We start from the raw sequence: 22,965 nt of genomic DNA on the forward strand, positions 1-22,965 counted from the left end.
CATTCGACCTCATTCATCCAGTTGGAATGGGATTGAATGTGGGAGCGGGCTTGCTCGCGAAGAGGCCATCACTGCCTATGCAAATGCCTGCTCAAGCGCCACACCAGCACCTGTCAACCCTGAGTACGGTGCCGTCACCAGCCACACCGGAATGCCTTTGAAGTAGTCGCTCATGCAGCCCTTGTCGCCAAAACTCCTGGCAAAACCACTCTTGATAAAGAAATCGGCAAAGCGCGGGATCACCCCACCCACGATGTACACGCCACCACGACCGCCGGTGGTCAGCACGTTGTTACCGGCAACGCGGCCCAGCCAGATACTGAACTGGTCCAGCACTTCCAGGGCAATCGGGTCGCCCGCCAGGCCAGCGGCAGTGATGGCCTCGGGGGTTTCCAGAACCACCTCGTGACCGTCCACCGCGCAGATCGCCCGGTACAACCTGGGCAAACCGCCACCGCTCAAGGCGGTTTCAGCGCTGACATGGCCGATCTCATTGTAGATGTGCTGCCACAGCTGGGCTTCACGCGGGCTGCTCACGGGCAGGTCGACATGGCCGCCCTCCCCCGGCAATGCCGCCCAACGGCCATGGCCGAGGTCGAGCAAGGTGCCGACACCCAGGCCAGTGCCCGGGCCGATCACCACCGCAGGGCGCAACGGCTCCGGCGTGCCTTCGCACACCACGCGGAATTCGTCGGGCTTCAGGCGGGTCATGCCCAGGGCCATGGCCGAGAAATCATTCACCAGCAGCAGCTCGTCCACCTGCAAGGTCTTGCAGAACGCAGTCTTGCTCAGGCGCCAGTGATTGTTGGTGAATTTAAATTCATCTCCACTCACCGGCCCCGCGACCGACAGGCACACCGCGCCAATCGAGCCGATGGCCAGGCCTTCTTCCTTCAGATAGACCTGGATCGCCTCTTCCGGGCTGGCATGATCCGCCGTCGCATGGACGCGGATCGAATGCAGCTCCTGATCCCGCCACAACGCAAAACGGGCGTTGGTACCACCGATATCACCGACCAGCGCTAGCTTCACTTAAGTGTCTCCAAGGCAGAGGTAAAGGCGCTGGCGCCCTGCTCTGCGGAGCTTGCAGCCAAACGCATAAACGCAAACAACTCGCGACCGGCCCCCACGTTATTGCCCAGAAGGCCCGTGGCAGGCGCGCGCGCGGCAAATTCTTCGGCGTCCACCTTAAGCTCCAAGGTGCCTTTGACGCCATCCACGCGAATGATATCGCCATCGCGCACACGTGCCAGTGGCCCGCCGCTCTGGGCTTCGGGGTTGACGTGAATCGCGGCGGGAATCTTACCCGACGCGCCGGACATGCGCCCGTCTGTTACCAACGCCACTTTGAAGCCACGATCCTGCAACACGCCGAGGAACGGGGTCATCTTGTGCAATTCCGGCATGCCGTTGGAGCGCGGGCCCTGGAAACGCATGACCGCAACAAAGTCTTTTTCCAACTCACCGGCCTTGAACGCGTCGGCCAGGTCTTGCTGGTCCTGGAACACCACGGCCGGGGCTTCGACGATTTGATGTTCGAGGGCCACGGCGGAGACCTTCATCACACCCCGGCCGAGGTTGCCTTCCATTACCCGCAGGCCGCCTTCCGGGGAAAACGCACGGGCCACGGGACGCAGGATGGTTTCGTCGAGGCTTTCGATCGGGCCTTCACGCCATACCAGCTCGCCGTCCACCAGGAACGGTTCCTGGGTGTAGCGGCTCAGGCCATGACCGGCCACGGTGTTGACGTCGTTGTGCAGCAGGCCGGCTTCCAGCAGTTCGCGGATCAGGAACGACATGCCTCCCGCCGCCTGGAAGTGGTTGATGTCGGCCTTGCCGTTTGGATACACGTGGGACAGGGTCGGCACCACCTCGGAGAGGTCGGCCATGTCATCCCAGGTCAGGATGATGCCCGCCGACATGGCGATGGCCGGCATGTGCAGGGTGTGGTTGGTGGACCCACCCGTGGCGTTGAGGGCGATGATGGAGTTGACGATGGATTTCTCGTCGACGATCTCGCCGATCGGCGTGAAGCTGCCGTTGGCCTTGGTCAGGCGCGTGACCTGGTGCGCGGCTTCGCGGGTCAGGGCGTCACGCAGCGGCGTGTACGGGTTGACGAACGAGGCGCCCGGCAGGTGCAGGCCCATGACTTCCATCAGCAACTGGTTGGTGTTGGCGGTGCCGTAGAAGGTGCAGGTGCCCGGGCTGTGGTAGGACTTCATCTCCGATTCCAGCAGCTCTTCGCGGGTGGCCTTGCCTTCGGCGTAGCGCTGGCGCACGTCGGCTTTCTGTTTGTTGGAGATACCCGACGGCATCGGGCCGCCCGGCACGAAGATCATCGGCAGGTGGCCATAGCGCAGGGCGCCCATCATCAGGCCGGGGACGATCTTGTCGCAGATACCCAGCATCAGCGCGGCGTCGAACATGTTGTGGGACAGCGCTACCGCGGTGGACATGGCAATCACTTCGCGGCTCAGCAGGCTGAGCTCCATGCCTGGCTCGCCCTGGGTCACGCCGTCGCACATGGCGGGGGTACCGCCGGCGAACTGGCCAACAGAGCCGACTTCACGCAGGGCCTTTTTGATTTGCTCGGGGAAATGTTCGTATGGCTGGTGGGCCGACAGCATGTCGTTATATGACGAAACAATTGCCACGTTGGCAGCGTTCATCATGCGCAGGCTGTTTTTGTCTTCGGTGCCACACCCGGCCACGCCGTGGGCAAAGTTGGCGCATTGCAGCTTGCCGCGCATCGGGCCGTCGCTGGCAGCGCCGCGAATGAGCGCAAGGTATGCCTCACGGGTTGCACGGCTGCGGGCGATAAGCCGTTCGGTGACCTCAAGTACGCGGGGATGCATGTATAGAACTCCAGGCTAACGGATGTGGCGACCTGAGTGTCTATGCTGGTCAAAAGCCCGCCGCGAAGAGGTTGGCAGGGTGTTGCTTGACCAATCGGACCAGTTGATTCAGGTCACTCGTTGTAGATTGAACAAAATATTGCCACTAAAAAGGCTTGTTTTCTATTTTTATGCGAATAATCTTGTAATTCTTACAACAAATCGACGACAGGCACCTTCCAATGACTCTACGTATCGCTATCAATGGTTTTGGCCGTATTGGCCGTAATGTCCTGCGCGCACTTTATACCCAAGGCTACCGTCAGGATTTGCAGATCGTCGCCATCAACGATCTCGGCGACAGCTCGATCAATGCCCACCTGCTTAAATACGACACCGTCCACGGTACTTTCGACGCAGAGGTCGCTCATGATCAGGAAAGCCTGACCGTGAATGGTGACCGGATTGCCGTGAGTGCCATTCGCAACCCGGCCGACCTGCCGTGGGCTGCGCACAAGGTGGACGTGGTGTTCGAATGCACCGGTCTGTTCACCGACCGTGACAAGGCCGCCGCCCATATTACCGCCGGCGCGCGCAAGGTGATCATCTCGGCCCCGGCCAAGGGCGCCGATGCCACCGTGGTGTATGGGGTAAACCATGACATTTTGCGTCAATCCCACCAGATCATCTCCAACGCTTCCTGCACCACCAACTGCCTGGCGCCCGTGGCCCAGGTGCTGCACCGCGAGCTGGGCATCGAAAGCGGCCTGATGACCACCATCCACGCCTACACCAACGACCAGAACCTGACCGACGTCTACCACACCGACCCGTACCGCGCGCGCTCGGCCACCCAGAACATGATCCCGAGCAAGACCGGCGCTGCCGAAGCCGTGGGCCTGGTGCTGCCGGAACTGGCAGGCAAGCTGACCGGCATGGCCGTGCGTGTACCGGTGATCAACGTGTCGCTGGTGGACCTCACCGTGCAACTGAAAAAAGAAGCCAGTGCCGAGCAGGTCAACGCGCTGCTGAAAGAAGCCAGCCAGCACTCGAAAATCCTCGGCTATAACACCCTGCCGCTGGTTTCCAGCGACTTCAACCATAACCCGCTTTCGTCGATCTTCGACGCCAATCACACCAAAGTGAGCGGCAAACTGCTGAAAGTGCTGGCCTGGTACGATAATGAGTGGGGCTTCTCGAACCGGATGCTGGATAACTGCCTGGCGCTGTGCAACGCCGAGTAATGCTCGGCCTGTAGGAGCGAGCTTGCTCGCGAAAAACGCAAAACCACCGCGTTTATTCAGGATGCCAGCGATATCGTTGACGCCCTTCGCGAGCAAGCTCGCTCCTACAGTAATCCAAAGTGCCACTTGCCATTTGCGTTGATGATAAGCATTATCATTCGCTGCAAATCGGTCTGGTATCACTGTGAGCCAATCTCGTTTCAACCAAGTCTTCCTCACCCAACGGGTGATTTTGCTGCGCACCTTGCAGCGGATGGTGAATAACCACAGCACCGCCGAGGACCTGTTGCAGGAAACCTACCTGCGCGTTACCCGGGCCCTGAGCGAACGGCCGATCGACCACCTTGAACCCTTTGTCTACCAGACGGCGCGCAACCTGGCGCTGGATCACCTGCGCGCCCGCAGGATTCAGGCCCGCACCCTGCAGGAAGATGTCCCGCTGGACGTCCTGCAAAGCGTCGCCTCCCCCGTCAGCACCCCCGAAGACGCGACACAGGCCGAGCAATTGCTCGAGCACCTGAGTGTCAGTCTCGGCCAGTTGAGCGCCCGCCAGCAGCAGATATTCATCCTCAGCCGCCTGCACGGTTGCAGCTATCAGGAGATCGCCGACAAGCTCGACGTGTCCCTGAGCACCGTGCAGAAGGAACTGAAACTGATCATGGCCATCTGCATAGGTGTGGCCGAAAGACTGGATCGCCCTTAAGCTTTGTCGGCACAGTCTGTAGGACTATTGATTAAAACGTGGCGAAGACCCGAGGAACACCGTGACGGAACCGAATAAACGGCACCCCCATGAGCTGGCTCATGAGGTGTTGCAAGACGCGGCCATGGACCAAGCCCTCGACTGGCTGATCGCCTTGCAGTGCCCGCAACCTGGGCAGCAAGCGGAATTTGAAGCCTGGCTCGCCAACGACCCGTTAAACGCCGAAGCCTTTATCAAGGCCCAGACCGCCTGGGGCGGCGCGCCGGTTCACAGCGCTGCCGTCGCCCTGAATGCGCCACGCAAACCCAGCGCCTGGCGCCGTATCAAACCGCACTGGAAGCCCCTGGCCACTGCCGCCGTGTTGCTGCTGGGCCTGTTCAGCTTCAGCAACCTGCCTATGCGCCTGCAGGCCGACCATCTGACCGTGGTGGGCGAACGCCAGCGCCTGCAGCTGGACGATGGCTCGAAAGTGTTGCTCAACACCAACTCAGCCTTCTCCAGCAGCATCAAGGACCACCAGCGCATCGCCCGCCTGTATCAGGGCGAGGCGTTTTTCGAAGTGCTGCCCAGCCGTGGCCTGCCCCTGGAAATCGACGCCGGCCCGGTGCGTGCCAGCGTGAGGGACACCTCTTTCGCGGTGCGCTACTTGAACGGTGAAGCCCAGGTTCAGGTACAGCGCGGTGATGTCGACCTGAGCAACACGTTTGACGACGCGCGGGTGCGCCTGAGCGCCGGTGAAAGTATCCGCATCGGGCCCAAGGGCTTCGGCCAGCCGGCCAAGCTCGACACCACCAAGGACCTGGCCTGGGTCGACGGTCGGCTGATCTTCGAAAACTGCCCGATGAGCGAAGTGCTGGCCGAATTGCGTCGCTACTACCCCGGCTGGATCGTCAACAACAACGACAGGCTGGCCAGCGTGGCCGTCACCGGCAATTACCGGCTCGACCAGCCGCTCGACGTGGTGCGCTCCCTGGCCCACATCACCTCGGCCAAGCTCTCGGAATACCCGGCGCTGGTGATCCTGAACTAAATGAGAATTATTTTTACTCGATAGCCAGCGACGATACGTCTCGTTATAGCCAATGCAACTGATTCCTATTTGATTCAGTGCGCAACTATAAGATTCGTACCTTCCGGAGCGCTCTCGATGTCGTCTCGTTTCAACCGCCGGTCCTCTTCGCCCGTTCGCCGCCAGGGCTTGTCGCTGCTGACGGCCGCAATCCTGTTGGCCGGTGCGCCCGTCATGGCCGCCACCGCCGCCGAGCCTGCCAGCCGCAGCCAGGGCAATTACAGCTTCAGCATCGAGCAGCAATCCCTGGTCTCGGCGCTGAACGCCTTCACCGCGGTGACCGGCTGGCAAGTCGGCCTGCCGGCAGAACTGGGCCAGGGTGTGTCGTCCCCTGGCGTGCGCGGCTCATTGCCGGCGGATAAAGCCCTGGACCGGCTGTTGGTGGGGACCAACCTGGGTTATCGCAAACTGGGCAACAACAACATCGTGCTGGAAAAACGCGTCGCCGTCGGCGCCATCACCTTGCAACAGATGACCATCAGTGCCACCCGCCAGGAACAGGCCGTGGACAGCGTGCCCAGCACCGTGACCGTGCACGACCGCGAAGAACTGGACCGCCAGAACGTCAACACCATCCGCGAACTGGTGCGTTATGAGCCAGGTGTTTCGGTGGGCGGTGCCGGCACCCGCTCCGGCAATGCCGGCTACAACATTCGCGGGATCGACGGCGACCGCATCCTGACCCAGGTGGACGGCGTCGAGGTGCCGGACAACTTCTTCAACGGCCCCTACGCCAAGACCCGCCGCAACTACGTCGACCCGGAAATCGTCAAGCGCGTGGAAATCCTGCGCGGCCCGGCCTCGGCCTTGTACGGCAGCAGCGCCATCGGCGGCGCGGTGAGCTATTTCACCCTCGACCCCAACGACATCATCAAGCCCGGCCAGGACTACGGCGCACGCCTGAAGACCGGCTACAGCTCCGCCGACGAGAGCTGGCTGACCTCCGGCACCGTCGCCGGTCGCGTGCAGGACTTCGACGGCTTGCTGCACCTGAGCCAGCGCAACGGTCACGAGATGGAATCCTACGACGGCAATAACGCCACCGGCCTGGCCCGCACCGGCGCCAACCCGGAAGATGCGCGCACCACCAACGTGCTGGCCAAACTGGGTTGGAACTACGGCGAAGACAACCGCCTGGGCCTGACCTACGAGAAGTTCAAGGACGATCGCGACACCAACCTGAAAAACGCAGTGGGTGGCCCGTTTGTCGGTGGCCAGGGCTTCAACTTCTACCGCGGCCGCACGGGCAACGACACCATCACCCGCGAACGCTTCGGCATCGAAAACAAGTTCGCCCTCGACTCGCCGATTGCCGATCACATCAAGACCAGCCTCAACTACCAGATCGCCAAGACCGACCAGACCACCGCAGAAATCTACCAGCCATCGCGCAAGGTATTGCGCACCCGCGAGACCCTGTACGAAGAGAAGCAGTGGGTATTCGACGCGCAGTTGGACAAGGCTTTCAGCATCGGCGAAACCGACCATGTCGTGACCTACGGCACCACCCTCAAACAGCAGAAAGTCACCGGTTCCCGTGAAGGCGCCGCGACCTGCCTGGCGGTCGGCGCAGGCTGCACCGCCATCGGTGCACCAAGCCCGTCGGCCGCCGACAGCGTGAAAAAAGCCAGCGACTTCCCCGACCCGACCATCAACTCCTACGCGCTGTTTGCCCAGGACCAGATTGCCTGGGACAAGTGGACCTTCCTGCCCAGCGTACGGTACGACTACATCCAGCTCAAACCCAAGCTGACCCAGGAATTCCTCAATACCGTTGACCCGACACGCATCTACGACCACAGCGATTCGGAAAAGAACTGGCACCGTGTAACGCCAAAATTCGGCATCACTTATGCCCTGACCGAGCAATACACCTGGTTCGGCCAATACGCCGAAGGCTATCGCACGCCATCGGCCAAGGCCTTGTATGGCCGCTTTGAAAACCTGCAGCAGGGCTACACCGTCGAACCCAACCCGGACCTCAAGCCGGAAAGCAGCCGGGGTGTCGAAACCGGGATTCGCGGCAACTTCGACTCGGGCTCGTTTGATGTGGCGGTGTACTACAACAAGTACCGTGATTTCATCGACGAAGATGCCTCGGTTGCCGGTGGCACCGTCCAGCAGTTCGAAGCCAACAACATCAAGCACGCCACCATCAAGGGCGTGGAGGCCAAGGGCCGCTTGAGCCTCGACGCATTCGGCGCACCGCAGGGCCTGTATACCCAAGGCTCGATTGCCTACACCTACGGGCGCAATGACGACAACGGCGAACCGTTGAACAGCGTCAACCCGCTCAAGGGCGTGTTCGGCCTGGGCTATGACCAGCAAAACTACGGTGCCCTGGTCAGCTGGACCCTGGTCAAGAAACAGGACCGCGTCGACAGCACCACCTTCTTCGCCCCTGACGGCAACAGCGCCAACGGCCCGTTCAAGACCCCGGGTTTCGGCATCGTCGACCTGACCGGCTTCTACAAGGTCACCAACGACGTGACCATCAACGGCGGCCTGTACAACCTGACGGACAAGAAATACTGGAACTGGGATGACGTGCGCAGCTACGACAGCGTCGGCGAAGCCGGTGTGACCGGCCCGGCCAACCTCGACCGCCTGACCCAGCCGGGCCGCAACTTTGCGATCAACCTGATCTGGGACATCTGATCCATGGAGCCTCACCCCCGGCACAATTTAATCCGCGCCGGGGTGAGGATTTTTTACTGTGACGCGTCTTCTGGTTCGTCTAGTTCATAACAGCCTGGCAACCAGACGCTTTCTCTTCTCAAGGACTCCCCGATGACCGCCTCCCCTACCGCAGAACGTGCAGCCCTGCGCTCCCAGCGCCTGAACCAGATCACCAACGAACCGCACACCAAGCTCGATGCGTTGGTGAAGGCCCATGCACCGTTTGAAACCCAGGCCAACTTCGCCCGCTTCGTGGTCGCGCAATACCTGTTCCAGTCGGAGCTGGTGGCGCTGTACAACGATGCCGAGTTGATCAAGATCGTCCCTGACCTCGCCGAACGCTGTCGTGCCGAAGCAGCCAAGCTGGACCTGGGCGACCTGGACACCGAAGTACCGGCCCCGGTCGTCGGCGCGGTGAAAAACCCGAGCAAGGCCGAAGCCCTGGGGTGGCTGTTCGTGTCCGAAGGTTCCAAGCTGGGCGCCGCGTTCCTGATCAAGCGCGCCGTGGGTCTGGGCCTGAGCGAAACCTTCGGTGCCCGTCACCTGGGCGAGCCGGCGGGGGGGCGCGCTGAAGGCTGGAAGCGCTTCACCCGCACCCTCGACGCACTGGAATTCACCGCTGAAGAAGAAGCCGAAGTGGAGAAAGGCGCGATTGATGCGTTCGTACGCTTCACCGTGTTGCTGGAACAGGCGTACGCTAGCGCCCCTGAGCTGGCCTGATTCCCTGATTGGAATGCAATCAAATGTGGGAGCGGGCTTGCTCGCGAATGCGGTGGATCAGTCAATATATCTGGTGACTGAACCACCGCATTCGCGAGCAAGCCCGCTCCCACATTTTGATCCGGTTTCAATTTGAATCCTTCGTAAATCCATCCATGCAAACCGCACCCATGACCGGCAAAACCCAATCCTCATCCAAAATCGCCCGCGTCCTGTTCGGCCTGCTGGCCTACGTCAGCCTGGGCATCGGCTTGATTGCGATTGTGGTACCGGGCTTGCCCACCACCGAATTCATCCTGCTGGCCGCCTGGGCCGCCACCAAAAGCTCGCCGCGCCTGAGTGCCTGGCTGGAAAACCACCGGCTGTTCGGGCCGATCCTGTTCAATTGGCGCAATGGCAAGATCATCGCCCGCCGGGCCAAAGTCAGCGCCACCGTGAGCATGCTGCTGTGCGCCGGCCTGATGCTGGTGATGCTTGACCACGGCTGGCCGATCTACCTGGCCATCGCCGGAATGAGCATGGGCAACCTGTGGATCTGGTCGCGACCGGAACGTCTCCCGCAACCCACCTGACGCCCTGACTACCGCTCATCGGCTCCCGCTCATGAACTGCCGGCCCAAGCCGATGTTCCGGGCATAGCGCCGAATGGACTCGCGTGAGCTTGCATACTAATAAGTCCATTCGCGGGTACTTCTATGTTCGACACCCTCTCCATTCGCTTGAAAATCGTGCTGTTGTCCGGTCTGTGCCTGCTGGGGGTGATCGCCCTGGTGGTCGGCATGAACCTGTACCAGACCAACCAGAACGACGAACTCATCAGCGATTCAAGCTCGCGAATGCTCACCGACAGTGTGCAGAACCTGCTGCAGGCCAAGGCCGCCGAACAAGCAGTGCAACTGCAAAAGACCTTCGGTGAAAGCCTGTTGGTGGTGACGGCCCTGGCAGACCAGATCAAGGACCTGCGCACTCTGGCCGCCAAGCGCTCGCTGGATGCCGGGGCCTTGCGTGAAGAACTCAACCACAGCCTGAAAACCGCCTTCGACCGCAACACCAAGGTGCTCGGCATCTGGCTGTCATTCGAGCCCAACGCTCTCGATGGCAAAGACAGTGAATTCGTCAATGATGCCGCCCGTGTGTCCAACGAAAAAGGCCGCTTTTCCAGCTACTGGAGCCGCGCCGGCGGTGAAGGCCTGAACACCGTGATGGTCGAGGATGACCTGACCAAGACCAGCCTCAACCTCAGCGGCACGCCATACAACATCTGGTACACCTGCCCACGAGACACAAAAAACACCTGCCTGCTGGACCCGTATGAAGACACCGTAGCCGGCAAGCCGGTGTTGATGACCACCATTTCCCTGCCGCTGCTGGTCGACGGCAAAGTGATCGGCGTGGTGGGTGTCGACCTCGCCCTCAACACCCTGCAAGCCGCGACCGACGCGGTGCAGAAAGAGCTGTTCGACGGCGCCGGGCACCTGGAGATCATCTCCAGCACCGGGCTGATCGCCGGCTACAGCGGTGAACCCGCCAAAGTCGGCAAAAACCTGATCGACACCCTTGGCGCCGAAGGCAAGGAAATCGTGCAGCTGTTGGCCAGCGATACCCGCAAGATCCGCGAGGAAGACAACACAATCCGCGCGGTGTACCCGGTCAAGCCGATTGCCGACGCCAAATCCTGGGGCATCGTAATCAAGCTGCCCAAACAGGTGCTGTTAGCAGACGCCCACAAACTCCAGGCCGTGCTCGACAACGCCCAGGCCAGCGACACTTTCAAGGCGTTGCTGGTAGGCGCAGCCGCCGGCCTCCTGGGACTGTTGCTGATCTGGCTGGCTGCCACCGGCGTGACCCGGCCGATCAACAGCGTAGCCGCCATGCTCAAGGAAATCGCCAGCGGCGACGGTGACCTCACCCAGCGCCTGGCCTACGGTAAAAAAGATGAACTGGGGGAACTGGTGAACTGGTTCAACCGCTTCCTCGACAAGCTGCAGCCGACCATCGCGCAGATCAAGCAAAGCATCACCGAAGCCCGTGGCACCGCCGACCAGTCCTCGGCAATCGCGCGCCAGACCAGCGAAGGCATGCAGGTGCAGTTCCGTGAGATCGACCAGGTGGCCACCGCCTCGAATGAAATGAGCGCCACCGCCCACGACGTGGCCAACAGCGCCTCCAACGCCGCCAGCGCGGCCCGCGGCGCCGACCAGTCAGCCCGCGAAGGCATGCAGATCATTGAACGCAGCACCCGCGACATCACCACCCTGGCCGAAGAAGTGAGCAAGGCCGTGACCGAAGTCGAAGCCCTGGCGGTGAACAGCGAGCAGATCGGTTCGGTACTGGAAGTGATCCGCAGCATCGCCGAACAGACCAACCTGCTGGCCCTGAACGCTGCGATTGAAGCGGCGCGAGCCGGGGAAAGCGGGCGCGGTTTTGCGGTGGTGGCCGACGAGGTGCGCAACCTGGCCAAGCGTACCCAGGACTCGGTGGAGGAGATTCGCCTGGTGATCGAACGCATCCAGACTGGCACCCGTGGAGTGGTGGCGACCATGCATTCGAGCCAGAGCCAGGCGCAGAACAACGCCGGGCAGATTCATCAGGCAGTACAGGCCCTGGGCAAGATCAGCGATGCAGTGACGGTGATCAGCGACATGAACCTGCAAATCGCCAGCGCTGCCGAGCAGCAGAGTGCGGTGGCCGAAGAGGTCAACCGCAATGTCTCGGCAATCCGCACAGTGACCGAAACCCTGACCGGCCAGGCCACCGAATCGGCGGCCATCAGCAGCCAGCTCAACGCCCTGGCCAGCCAGCAGATGAAGCTGATGGATCAGTTTCGGGTTTGACCCGGGCTTGAAACCAGTGAACACCCAATGTGGGAGCGGGCTTGCTCGCGAACGCGGTGGATCAGTCGGTACATGTATTGACTGACACACCGCATTCGCGAGCAAGCCCGCTCCCACACAAGCCCGTCCACATTTAGAGTCGCGGTGCCTTATTGACCCGTCCAGGCTGCCACAAACGGCGCCAGGTCTTCTTTCGGGGCCGTACGCGGCGGGTTCTGTGGGGTGCCCAGGTAGAGGAAGCCAATCACTTCCTCATCCGCCTTCAGCCCAAGGCCTTTGGCGACATGGGCCGAGTACGACAACTCACCGGTGCGCCACACCGCGCCGATCCCCTGGGCGTACGCCGCCAGCAGAATCCCGTGGGCCGCACAGGCCGCCGCCAGCAGCTGCTCGGATTTTGGCACTTTGAAATGTTCCTGCAGGCGGGCAATCACCACCACCACCAACGGCGCCCGCAGCGGGCCGTTCTGCGCCTTGTCGATCACGGCCTGGGGCGCGTCGGCGTCCTGCAGGCGGGCGGCTTCGGCCAGCAGGGTGCCCATGCGCTCACGTGCCGCACCTTCCACCGTCAGGAAGCGCCAAGGCCGCAGCTGGCCGTGGTCGGGCGCGCGCATGGCAGCGGCGAACAGCAGGTCGCGCTGCTCCTGGGTCGGTGCCGGGTCCAGCAGTCGCGGCACGGAAACACGGTTGAGCAAAGCGTCGAGAGCCTGCATTGGCCACCTCCAGAGAAAAATGTGCGGTCATTCTAGCGGGAATGAATCGGATACCACCAAACGATAATTGCTCTTATTCAATCCGCCCTGCCCTGTTAGACTTTGCGGCCTTATTTTCAGCCTACGTTCAGGAAGACTGATGTCCCGTTCGCCCCTTCGCCTGCCTGCACTGTTGATGGCCTTGAGCCTGAGTGCCTGCGATGACGCCCCGCGATTCACCAAGGCCGAGCCTGGTGAAGCGCGTGCCGGTGGCGCGACCACGGTGAGGAAGACCGACCAGAACGCCTTCTCCCTGCCCTCGGCCAACCTGTCGCCCACCCGGCGCCTGGACTTCAGCGTCGGCAACAGTTTCTTTCGCAGCCCCTGGGTAATTGCCCCGTCCACCACCACTGCCCGCGACGGGCTGGGGCCGCTGTTCAATACCAATGCCTGCCAGAACTGCCATATCAAGGATGGCCGTGGGCATCCGCCATTGCCCGACGCGCCCAACGCGGTGTCGATGCTGGTACGCCTGTCGATTCCCGATGCGCCGCCCTATACGAAGGTCATCGAGCAACTGGGTGTAGTCCCCGAGCCGGTCTACGGTGGGCAATTGCAGGACATGGCCGTGCCCGGCGTCGCCCCGGAGGGCAAGGTGCGGGTCGACTACACACCGGTCAACGTCCGCTTCAAGGACGGCACCGTGGTCGAACTGCGCAAGCCGGCCCTGCAAATCACCCAGCTCGGTTATGGGCCGATGCACCCCGACACGCGCTTCTCGGCGCGGGTTGCTCCGCCGATGATCGGCCTGGGGCTGCTCGAAGCGATCCCCGACGCCGACATCCTGCGCAACACCGACCCGAAAACCGCCGACAAGGAAGCCATTGTCGGGCGGGCGAATTGGGTCTGGGACGACGCGCAACACAAGACCGTGCTCGGTCGATTTGGCTGGAAAGCCGGGCAACCGAACCTCAATCAACAAAATGTTCACGCGTTCTCTGGTGATATGGGCCTGACCACCTCCCTGAGACCGTTCGATGACTGCACCGATGCACAAGTGGCCTGCAAACAGGCGCCCAACGGCAATGGCCCGGACGGCGAGCCTGAGGTCAGCGACAATATCCTGCGCCTGGTGCTGTTCTACACCCGCAACCTGGCCGTCCCCGCCCGCCGCGACGTCAACGCACCGCAAGTGCTGGCCGGGAAAAACCTGTTCTACCAGGCCGGTTGCCAGGGCTGTCACACCCCACAATTCACCACGGCGCCCACCGCCGCCGAACCTGAATTGGCTAACCAGGTGATTCGTCCCTACAGCGACTTGCTGCTGCACGACATGGGCGACGGCCTCGCCGACAACCGCAGCGAATTCAAGGCCAGTGGCCGCGACTGGCGTACGCCGCCGTTGTGGGGCATTGGCCTGACGCAAGCCGTCAGTGGCCACACTCAGTTCTTGCATGACGGCCGCGCCCGCAACCTGATGGAGGCCGTGCTGTGGCACGGCGGTGAAGCCCAGGCGGCGCAGCAGCATGTGTTGTCGTTCAATGCCGAGCAGCGCGCCGCGTTGCTGGCATTTCTGAATTCTTTATAAGCTTTGTCCTAATTACAGAAGGGAGCTCGACATGTTCCGTCCCAAGTTGTTGTTCACCAGCCTGGCCGCCCTCGCCCTCGGTGCGTGCTCGCCCCAGGACCCGCAAGCGGTGACCTCGGCGGCCATCGCCAAGCAAGTGATCCTGCCGACCTACAGCCGCTGGGTTGAAGCCGACCGCCAACTGGCCGTCAGCGCCCTGGCCTACTGCCAGGGCAAGGAAAGCCTGGAGACCGCCCGCGCCGACTTCCTGCACGCGCAAAAGGCCTGGGCCGAGTTGCAACCGCTGCTGATCGGCCCGCTGGCCGAGGGCAACCGCTCGTGGCAGGTGCAGTTCTGGCCGGACAAGAAAAACCTGGTGGGTCGTCAAGTCGAGCAACTGGTGACCGCCCAACCACAGATCGGCGCCGCCGCCCTGGCCAAATCCAGCGTCGTGGTGCAGGGCCTGTCGGCCTACGAATACATCCTCTACGACGCCAAGACCGATCTGGCGGACGAGACGCAAAAAGCCCGCTACTGCCCGTTGCTGGTAGCCATCGGCGAGCGCCAGAAACTGCTGGCCGAAGAGATCCTGTCGAGCTGGAACAGCACCGACGGCATGCTGGCGCAGATGACCAAGTTTCCTAACCAACGCTACGCCGATTCCCACGAAGCCATTGCTGACCTGCTGCGGGTACAAGTGACTGCACTGGACACCCTGAAGAAAAAACTCGGCACCCCGATGGGCCGCCAGACCAAGGGCATCCCGCAACCGTTCCAGGCCGATGCGTGGCGCAGCCAGTCGTCCCTGCAAAGCCTGGAAGCCAGCCTGGCTGCCGCCCAGACCGTCTGGGTCGGCGTCGACAACAAAGGCCTGCGCGGCCTATTGCCTGCCGATCAAAAGCCCCTGGCTGACAAGATCGACGCCGCGTATGCCGCCTCCCTGAAACTCTTCGCCAGCAACCAGCGTACGCTGAATGAAATGCTGGCCGACGATGCCGGGCGCCAGCAACTCAACGATATCTACGACAGCCTCAACGTGGTCCACCGCCTGCACGAAGGCGAGCTAGCCAAGGCGCTGGGCATCCAACTGGGCTTTAACGCCAACGACGGTGACTGATGATGCTCAGGCGACAGGCTTTGGCCCTCGGCAGCGTGCTGCTCAGTGCGATCACTTTGGGCGGCTGGACGCTGTTCAAGCAGAAGGGCAAAAGCCCGCTGCTGCTCTCGGCGCGGGATGACAGTGATGGCAGGCACTACGCCGTCGGCTTTCGCCTGGACGGCAAGCAGGTATTTGCCACCGAGGTCGGCCAGCGCTGCCACGACATCATCAACCACCCGACGCTGCCGATTGCGCTGTTTGTCGCCCGCCGGCCGGGCACCGAGAGTTACCTGATCGACTTGCGGGACGGGGCGCTGCTGCAAACCATCACCTCCAAGGCCAATCGCCACTTTTACGGGCATGCGGTGGTGCACAAGGATGGCGAGTGGTTGTATGCCACAGAGAACGACACGTCTGACCCGGGTCGCGGTTTGCTGGGTGTGTACCGGTTCGAGGGTGAGCGGCTGGTGCACACCGGGGAGATTTCTACCCATGGGATCGGGCCGCACCAGGTGTCGTGGATGCCTGATGGCGAGACGCTGGTGGTGGCTAACGGCGGGATTCGCACTGAGGCTGAGAGCCGGGTGGAGATGAACCTGAATGCCATGGAGCCGAGCCTGGTCCTGATGAAACGCGACGGTACGCTGTTGAGCAAGGAGACCCTGGGCCAGCAGATGAACAGTGTGCGGCATATGGGGATTGCCAGCGACGGGACGATCCTCGCGGGGCAGCAATTCATGGGGCCCTCCCATGAGCGGTCGGAGTTGCTGGCGATCAAGCGGCCGGGGCAGGCGTTTGTGGCGTTTCCGGTGGCGGATGAGCAATTGCAGGCCATGGGGCACTACACGGCCAGTGTGGCGGTGCACAGCGAGTTGCGGCTGGTGGCGTTGACGGCGCCACGGGGGAATCGATTCTTTATCTGGAACATGGACAGCGCGCAGTTGCTGCTGGACGGGCCGTTGCCGGATTGTGCCGGGGTGGGTGCGGTGGCTGACGGGTTTGTGGTGACTTCCGGGCAGGGCCGTTGCCGGTTTTATGATTGTCGGCAGGTGCCGTTGGTGGGCAAGCCGCTGGAGTTGCCGGCGGGGCTCTGGGATAACCATCTGCATCTGGTTTGATTGGGGGGCATATCCGTTGCTGCGGTAACGGCGGCTTATGGTTCCGCTCTTACAGCGGCTCACTTTTGAAGAGCGCAAAAGTAAGCAAAACGCTCTTGCCCCACCACTCGGCACCTCGCTTAGGCTCGGTGTGCCCTCACTCCGGCTTTGGACCGTGGGCCGCCGCGATGGGCCATCCATGGCCCAGCGCGGCTAACCCGGCGTCCTGCCGGGTTACCCACGCTCCAAAGCCTGCGTTCGGCCAGCGTGGTTTAACGGGGCGCCTAAGATCAAGATCAAAAGCAAAAGCACAGCGGCCTCCCCCCCGGTGTCAGGGTAGTTGTCGTGCCCCCACTTTTTTAAAAACATTCCGGGGGCGGCAAGAGTATGGTCATGCCTTTCTACTCAGAAGAGCGCAAAGCTGCGCTGCTAAAAATGATGCTTCCGCCCCTGAGCCTCTCGGCGGCGGAGGTCGCTCGCCGCGAAGGTTGCAGCGATATGTCTCTCCATTATTGGCGCAAGCAAGCCGCTGCCAGAGGAACGCAATTGTCCGACACCAAACAACCTGTTGAGAATTGGTCAGCCGAATCCAAAATGGCGGTCATCATAGAAACAGCAGCTCTGTCAGAGCTGGAACTGGGTGAGTACTGCCGGCGAAAAGGGATTTTTCCTGAGCAAATCACTGATTGGCGCAATGCATTTATCGCCAGTAGCACCCAGCAAACAAAGGTTAAAAATGTAAACACCGGCCAGTCGAAGAACGATAAAAACCGTATCCGCGAGCTTGAGCGCGAACTGCGGCGCAAGGATGCGGCATTGGCTGAGACAGCGGCGTTACTGGTGTTGCGAAAAAAGCTCAATGCCTACTGGGGGAGCGACGACGAGGGCAACTGACCTTGTTGCCAGAACGGTATTTACTCGTTGGTTGGCTCAATGAAGCCATCGCGGCGGGCGCCCGCAGGGCGCCTGCTTGTCTGGAGGTCGGCATTTCGCTACGGACACTGCAACGCTGGAGTTTGCCTGAAAAAATACTGGCCGATGGGCGTACCACAACCTCAAGACCCGTGCCCAGCAACGCGCTCAGCGAGTCCGAGCGCCAGGCCATCGTAGCGCTGTGCAACAGCAAGGCTTACGCGCATCTGCCCCCGAGTCAGATCGTGCCACAACTGGCGGACGAGGGGCGTTATGTAGCCTCAGAGGCGACGTTTTATCGTGTGTTGCATGCCGCAGGCCAGCAACATCGTCGTTCACGTGCCAAGCGACCTCATCGTCATCCGGCACCCACCACTCATGCGGCGACAGCCGCTAATCAGGTGTGGTCGTGGGACATCACGTACCTGCCGTCACCCGTTCGAGGGAAGTTTTACTACCTCTACCTGATCGAAGATATCTACAGCCGAAAGGCGGTGGGCTGGGAAGTTTACGACGTAGAAAGTGGTGAAAAAGCAGCAGTATTACTGCAACGAAGCGTGACCCGGGAACAGTGCTGGCGCCAGCCGCTGGTGCTGCACTCTGACAACGGCGCGCCGATGAAGTCGGTGACGCTGCTGACCAAGATGTACGATCTGGGCATCACGCCATCTCGTGGTCGACCGCGGGTCAGCAATGACAACCCGTATTCGGAATCACTGTTCAGGACGCTGAAATACTGCCCGCAGTGGCCACTAGATGGTTTTAGCAGCCTGGATGATGCGCGTGTTTGGGTGAGGGACTTTATGACCTGGTACAACACCGAGCATCGTCATAGCCGAATCCGTTTTGTGACACCGGCTCAACGTCACGAGGGAAAAGACCGGGAAATCCTGGCCCGGCGCGATGCAATCTACGGGCAAGCTAGAGAAAAGAGACCGGAGCGTTGGTCTGGTGAGACACGCAACTGGAAGCCAGCCGGAACGGTATATCTGAACCCCGAAAGGGAGCTGGCAGTGAGCATCAAGGTCGCGTAGCACGATGGTGGACGCGACAACTACCTTGAAAAACGCCGCTCCCGGCCGGCTTGAGTGTTGAAGAGCAAAATCAAAAGCTAAATTGAGCACGGTCAAATGTGGGAGCTGGCTTGCCTGCGATGGCATCAACTGGGTGTACCTGATGTACCGAGGTGTCTGCATCGCAGGCAAGCCAGCTCCCACAGAAAAGCAGCTCTGCTTTCGCTCTGGCTTTTGATCTGGCTGTTAAACACTCAAGCCGGCCGGTAGGCCGCTGTGCTCTGCTTTTGATCTGCTTTTGATTTTGATCTGCGGGCCCCGTCAACCACGATGGCCGCAAGTAGGCACGGTGGAGCGGGTAAATCGGCAAGGATGCCGATTTAGCCGCGCCGGGCCATGGATGGCCCGTCGCGGCGGCCCGCGGAGCCGTGCCGGAGTGCGGGCATGCCGAGCCTAGGCGAGGCACCGAGTGGTGGGGCAAAGACCTTTTGGTTACTTTTGGGGCGTTTGCCAAAAGTGACCCGCTGTAAGAGCGGAACCATAAGCCGCCGTTACCGCAGCAACGGATATGTACTCGATCAACCAACCAACCAACCAACCCAAAACCCAAGCCCAAATAAAAGGCCTCGAACTAGCGAGGCCTTTTATTTGGGCTTCAATCTCTTCAACTCTGTGGCCTCATCCCTTGGGACATCCCGAACATGAACAACAACAACTCATGATCAGGCTTGGCCGCGACACCGACCTTGGCGATCCGCGGCATCGGGCATTGCTGCCCGACACCCTGCACCGCACTGAGAACTTGTGTCCGGGGCTGCTCCCAGGCAGCCAGGGCCAGGGCAGCTATGCCCAAAGCCCCCAACAGAAACAAACCTCGTGCAATTTCTAGCTTCATTACGTTAAACCCTTGATAGCGCTGCCAAACGCCGTCTCGTAAAAGTAGCTCAGTTTTTGCCAGTCCGTAGCATTCCACGACGAATGGCGGCGTAACTGCAACATGTCATGCCGGGCCGCCCGCAAAGCGGTCAAGCGCTGCCGGCACTTCTCGAAATCCAGCAACGCCACCTCAACCTTCGCCGCGTCACCCTCACCCGTCACCCGCACAAAGATATGCTTGATATACAGGCAACCATGCTGCCAACGCCCCTTGTGCATCCGCGCCAACGTACCCGCGAGTTCCTTGAGCAAACGCTCATGCACCAACTCGCCATACTGCTCACGACCACCGGCGGCGTACCAGTTTTCAATCTCGTCGAAACCGTCCAGCGACGCCGTCACCAACAACGCCTTCCATTGGTGCTCAGGATCGCGACGGGCCTCGCAGAACACCAACTCCGGTACGCGTACATCCAGCAAGCGCAGGCCCTTCAGGGCGTCACGCTCACGCAGCACAGTGGGGCGCCCAAACGGATGAAGCCAACTACGGTAGATATGACCGGTCTGGCGCTTGCTGTAGAGCAAACGCCCATTGGTGCCCGTTACCCGTTGCACACCACTTTCACCGCCACGACGACGATTGGGCTCTTCGACCCACTCGCCCTGCTGGCGCCAGAAATAATCAAATCGCTCTTCGGGAGCTACTTCACTACCTGGTAAACACTCGACAGCCATCCTGTTACCTCTTGCGCAATACATACACTCGCCACATGGCGTAGAGCGGTATGAAGTCCAGAGATTCCTGAACACGGAAACCGGCCTGCTCAAACTCTGCCTCAACAGTAGCAGCCGGTAACACAAACCGATTTTGGTAACCTTCCTGCTCACCCTTGTTGCGACGCCGCACTTCGGCACGCTTGCGCTTCCACGCCTTGAAGTTGCCATCCACCCACAACGAGATAATCACGCTGTCACGGGTAACACGCTGAAATTCGCGCAGTATTGCCAGCCTGTGCTCGGGGTCACCAATGTGGTGCATCAAGCGCATGCAGAAAATACTGTCGACCGCATTATCTGGCAAATCGATATCAAAGGCAGACGTTTGCAAGGGGCGTACCCGTTTCACCACATCCGCCGGCTGGGCGACGGTGGCAATCTTCAACATCGACGCGGAGTTGTCGGCGCCGATGATCACGCGGTTGGGCTTTTCTGCCAGCAACGGCCAGAAACGCCCGGCACCACATGGCAAATCCAGCACCAGGCCAGGCTCACCGGCCATGGCCAGCGCACCACGGGCCAATTGCTCGTCGCGTTTGTGGGACAACCGGCGAGCCAGATTGTCCTGGTGTTTGAGTAAATAATTCTGCGCGTGCTGATCGTCGTACTTTTCGGAAAATTCGAGCTTGATCGGGGTAGGCATCACCGGGTCTCCAGTTACTGATGCCTACAACCTTAAAAAGAATCCTGTGATCAACAGGTCAACACGTTGTGAAAAACTTGTCCTGTCGAATCGTATACATTACAAAACTTTGCAGACACAAGTCGTGGCATGATGCCATCTTCGGCGAAAATCAGGAAGTCTGCCGCAGCTTAGCGGCAGGGCAGGCATCAGGCTTTGACCTGACTCAATTCGACGTGAAAGCGGCAGCCGTTGGGCTCCATGGTGCTGAGGCTGACGCTCCAACCCTGGTTCTCGCAGATGCGCTGAACCAAGGACAAACCCAGGCCAAGGCCTTCACCGCGCTTTTCACTGCCACGCACAAACGGTTCGAACATCGCTTCGCGCTTGTCCTCGGGAATGCCCACGCCAGTGTCTTCCACCACAAAACCGCTCGGTTCCAGGGTAAGGCGGATCAAGCCATGCTCGGTGTAGTGCAGGGCATTACGCAACAGGTTGCCCATGACCGCGTGCAGGAAGGTCGCGTTGTAGCGGGTATCCAGTGGATTGCCCGGTTGATAGATCAGCTCAAGGCCTTTGCGCTCGATCGGCTCACGCCAGATCCCCAGCAAGTCCTCGGCCACCTGGGCCAGGTTGGCCTGGGGCGACATGCCGGCCTCCTCGCGCTGGGCACGGGCCAGCATCAGGAAGGTCTGCACCAGTTCGCGCATTTCTTCACAGGCCCGCGCAATGCGCTCGACCTGCTTGCGGCCGCGCTGGTCAATCGCGGGGTTCTCCAGCAACAGCTCGCAGGAACTGGCGAGCACCATCAGCGGGGTGCGCAATTCGTGGCTCACGTCACTGGTAAACAGTTGCTCCCGGGACAATGCCTGGCGCAAACGGCCCAGGGTGGCGTCGAAGGCCACGGCCAATTCGCCGACTTCATCCGCGGCGTAATCCGGCGCCAGCGGTGGTGCCAGTCCGAGTAACTGGTCGCGGTGCCGCACCTGGCGGGCCAGACGCACCACCGGCGCCATTACCTTGCGCGCCAGCACCCAGCCGAGGAATACCGCCAACGCCAGGCTGAGTACAAACCCCACCAGCACCACGGCAAACAGCACGCGCTCGCGCTCTTCGAAATCGCTCTGGTCTTGCAGCAGGACATAACGGCGGCCGTCGACCACCTCGACCATGGCATGGTAGGACAGTGCCTCCCGAAACACCTCGTGAAAACCAGGCTCCAGGTGGCGCAAGTCCTTGGGCAGTTCGAAATCGCCGGGGCCGCCGCTGAAGTAGAACAACTGGTCGGGCTCGGGGCGATGGCTCCAGTCCTCGACGCTGTCCATCAGCAGCAGCCGTTGCAAGTCACCGCCCAGGCCTGCCGATATGAGTTTTTCTTCCACCAGGTGCACCGTAGCGACGATACCCATGGCGAAGGCCCCCGCCACCAACGCGCTCATCAAGGCGAAGGCGATGATGATCCGTTGGGCAAGGCTTTGCTTAAACTCCATCACGACCCTCGGCCAGGCGATAACCCACACCGTGCACCGTTTGCAGCAACGGCTTGGCGAAGGGTTTATCAATCACCTGACGCAGTTGATGGACATGGCTACGCAGGCTGTCGCTGTCCGGGCAGTCATCGCCCCACAGGGCTTCTTCAAGAATCTCACGGCGCAATACATGCGGGCTTTTCTGCATCAGCACCGCCAACAACTTCAGGCCGACCGGGTTGAGCTTGAGCAGGCGCCCTTCGCGGGTGACTTCCAGGGTATCGAGGTCGTAGTTCAGGTCACCCACCTGCAAGGCACGGCGCCCGCCGCCCTGGGCACGACGCAGCACCGCTTCGATACGCGCGGCCAGCTCCGACAGCGCAAACGGCTTGAGCAGGTAGTCATCGGCGCCGGACTTGAAGCCCTGCAGGCGGTCATCCAGTTGGTCGCGCGCAGTGAGCATGATCACCGGCGTGTCGCGGCGCGCGTCTTCCCGCAGGCGTTTGCACAAGGTGTAGCCGTCAATGCCGGGCAGCATGATGTCGAGCACGATCAGGTCGTAATGTTCGGTGGCAGCCAGGTGCAGGCCCGACAAACCGTCCTGCGCACAGTCTACGGTGTAGCCCTTCAGCCCCAGGTAATCCGCCAGGTTGGCCAGAATATCGCGGTTGTCTTCAACCAATAAAATTCGCATGGGCAGTGTCTCCGTACGCGGTAACGGCCGTGTTGGCTCGCGCAGCTTAAGGCCAAGTATGGCT

General features: G+C 61.1%; 19 protein-coding genes and 1 pseudogene. 12 read left to right on the forward strand and 8 right to left on the reverse strand.

Annotated features, from left to right (window positions below):
• Positions 1-75 precede the first annotated feature (75 nt).
• Together QF039_RS22080 and edd are read right to left on the reverse strand one after the other, a co-directional pair.
• The gene (locus tag QF039_RS22080) at positions 76-1,032 is read right to left on the reverse strand and encodes a glucokinase (RefSeq protein ID WP_307520695.1); all 957 of its coding nucleotides are present in this window, start codon (positions 1,030-1,032) and stop codon (positions 76-78) included.
• Complete coding sequence (gene edd, locus QF039_RS22085) at positions 1,029-2,855, reverse strand: phosphogluconate dehydratase (RefSeq protein ID WP_003214119.1); 1,827 nt, start codon at positions 2,853-2,855, stop codon at positions 1,029-1,031. The genes QF039_RS22080 and edd overlap by 4 nt, the downstream gene beginning before the upstream one ends.
• A 221-nt stretch (positions 2,856-3,076) precedes the next feature.
• Here edd and gap point away from each other — a divergent pair, with 221 nt between their 5' ends.
• From gap to QF039_RS33810, 8 genes and pseudogenes are all read left to right on the forward strand, one after another.
• On the forward strand, positions 3,077-4,078 hold the full coding sequence (gene gap, locus QF039_RS22090; RefSeq protein WP_003214117.1) for a type I glyceraldehyde-3-phosphate dehydrogenase: 1,002 nt from the start codon (positions 3,077-3,079) through the stop codon (positions 4,076-4,078).
• A gap of 184 nt (positions 4,079-4,262) precedes the next feature.
• Positions 4,263-4,781 carry an RNA polymerase sigma factor gene (locus QF039_RS22095; RefSeq protein WP_003214115.1) on the forward strand — a complete coding sequence of 173 codons (519 nt, stop codon included), beginning with the start codon at positions 4,263-4,265 and terminating at the stop codon, positions 4,779-4,781.
• Positions 4,782-4,842: 61 nt separating this feature from the next.
• Positions 4,843-5,811: a FecR domain-containing protein gene (locus QF039_RS22100; RefSeq protein WP_087694633.1), complete on the forward strand. Its 969-nt coding sequence runs from the start codon at positions 4,843-4,845 to the stop codon at positions 5,809-5,811.
• Between the two features lie 117 nt (positions 5,812-5,928).
• Positions 5,929-8,508 carry a TonB-dependent receptor gene (locus QF039_RS22105; protein WP_177019289.1) on the forward strand — a complete coding sequence of 860 codons (2,580 nt, stop codon included), beginning with the start codon at positions 5,929-5,931 and terminating at the stop codon, positions 8,506-8,508.
• A 132-nt stretch (positions 8,509-8,640) separates the two neighbouring features.
• Positions 8,641-9,249 carry a biliverdin-producing heme oxygenase gene (locus tag QF039_RS22110; RefSeq protein ID WP_307520700.1) on the forward strand — a complete coding sequence of 203 codons (609 nt, stop codon included), beginning with the start codon at positions 8,641-8,643 and terminating at the stop codon, positions 9,247-9,249.
• 170 nt (positions 9,250-9,419) lie between these two features.
• The gene (locus tag QF039_RS22115) at positions 9,420-9,821 is read left to right on the forward strand and encodes a YbaN family protein (protein WP_008435511.1); all 402 of its coding nucleotides are present in this window, start codon (positions 9,420-9,422) and stop codon (positions 9,819-9,821) included.
• Between the two features lie 264 nt (positions 9,822-10,085).
• Positions 10,086-11,225: pseudogene (locus tag QF039_RS33805) on the forward strand (HAMP domain-containing protein); the annotation flags it as partial.
• A gap of 102 nt (positions 11,226-11,327) precedes the next feature.
• Positions 11,328-12,083, forward strand: coding sequence for a methyl-accepting chemotaxis protein (locus tag QF039_RS33810; RefSeq protein ID WP_371132077.1), 756 nt, complete (start codon positions 11,328-11,330; stop codon positions 12,081-12,083).
• A 149-nt stretch (positions 12,084-12,232) separates the two neighbouring features.
• Here QF039_RS33810 and QF039_RS22125 read toward each other — a convergent pair whose 3' ends face one another.
• The gene (locus tag QF039_RS22125) at positions 12,233-12,796 is read right to left on the reverse strand and encodes an NAD(P)H nitroreductase (protein WP_087694472.1); all 564 of its coding nucleotides are present in this window, start codon (positions 12,794-12,796) and stop codon (positions 12,233-12,235) included.
• A 139-nt stretch (positions 12,797-12,935) separates the two neighbouring features.
• On the opposite strand from QF039_RS22125, the gene QF039_RS22130 reads away from it, so the two are divergent.
• The 4 genes from QF039_RS22130 (at position 12,936) to QF039_RS22145 (ending at position 18,484) form a co-directional block, all read left to right on the forward strand.
• Positions 12,936-14,363: a di-heme oxidoredictase family protein gene (locus tag QF039_RS22130; protein ID WP_307520704.1), complete on the forward strand. Its 1,428-nt coding sequence runs from the start codon at positions 12,936-12,938 to the stop codon at positions 14,361-14,363.
• Between the two features lie 31 nt (positions 14,364-14,394).
• Entirely contained in the window at positions 14,395-15,459 is a 1,065-nt protein-coding gene (locus tag QF039_RS22135; RefSeq protein ID WP_307520706.1) for an imelysin family protein, read from the forward strand.
• A gap of 2 nt (positions 15,460-15,461) precedes the next feature.
• Positions 15,462-16,559, forward strand: a complete 1,098-nt coding sequence (locus QF039_RS22140; RefSeq protein WP_087694475.1) for a DUF1513 domain-containing protein — start codon at positions 15,462-15,464, stop codon at positions 16,557-16,559.
• 372 nt (positions 16,560-16,931) lie between these two features.
• A protein-coding gene (locus QF039_RS22145) for an IS3 family transposase (RefSeq protein WP_307517254.1) occupies positions 16,932-18,484 on the forward strand; the annotation gives its coding sequence in 2 pieces (ribosomal slippage) (positions 16,932-17,394 and positions 17,394-18,484; 1,554 coding nt in all).
• A gap of 643 nt (positions 18,485-19,127) precedes the next feature.
• Here the strand turns inward: QF039_RS22145 and QF039_RS22150 are convergent.
• The 5 genes from QF039_RS22150 to colR all read right to left on the reverse strand — a co-directional run bounded on the left by QF039_RS22150 (position 19,128) and on the right by colR (position 22,901).
• Positions 19,128-19,358 (reverse strand): hypothetical protein, encoded by a 231-nt coding sequence (locus tag QF039_RS22150; protein ID WP_008433604.1) that lies wholly within the window; start codon positions 19,356-19,358, stop codon positions 19,128-19,130.
• Positions 19,358-20,074, reverse strand: a complete 717-nt coding sequence (locus tag QF039_RS22155; protein ID WP_023659223.1) for a lipopolysaccharide kinase InaA family protein — start codon at positions 20,072-20,074, stop codon at positions 19,358-19,360. Before QF039_RS22155 ends, QF039_RS22150 begins: the two co-directional genes overlap by 1 nt.
• A 4-nt stretch (positions 20,075-20,078) precedes the next feature.
• Positions 20,079-20,759 (reverse strand): class I SAM-dependent methyltransferase, encoded by a 681-nt coding sequence (locus tag QF039_RS22160; protein WP_008433602.1) that lies wholly within the window; start codon positions 20,757-20,759, stop codon positions 20,079-20,081.
• Positions 20,760-20,947: 188 nt separating this feature from the next.
• Positions 20,948-22,228: a HAMP domain-containing sensor histidine kinase gene (locus QF039_RS22165; protein ID WP_102369809.1), complete on the reverse strand. Its 1,281-nt coding sequence runs from the start codon at positions 22,226-22,228 to the stop codon at positions 20,948-20,950.
• Complete coding sequence (colR, locus tag QF039_RS22170) at positions 22,218-22,901, reverse strand: two-component system response regulator ColR (RefSeq protein WP_003208587.1); 684 nt, start codon at positions 22,899-22,901, stop codon at positions 22,218-22,220. Before colR ends, QF039_RS22165 begins: the two co-directional genes overlap by 11 nt.
• Between the last annotated feature and the right edge of the window lie 64 nt (positions 22,902-22,965).

This window comes from Pseudomonas sp. W2I6 (genome assembly GCF_030815935.1).
Taxonomy (GTDB): Bacteria; Pseudomonadota; Gammaproteobacteria; order Pseudomonadales; family Pseudomonadaceae; genus Aquipseudomonas.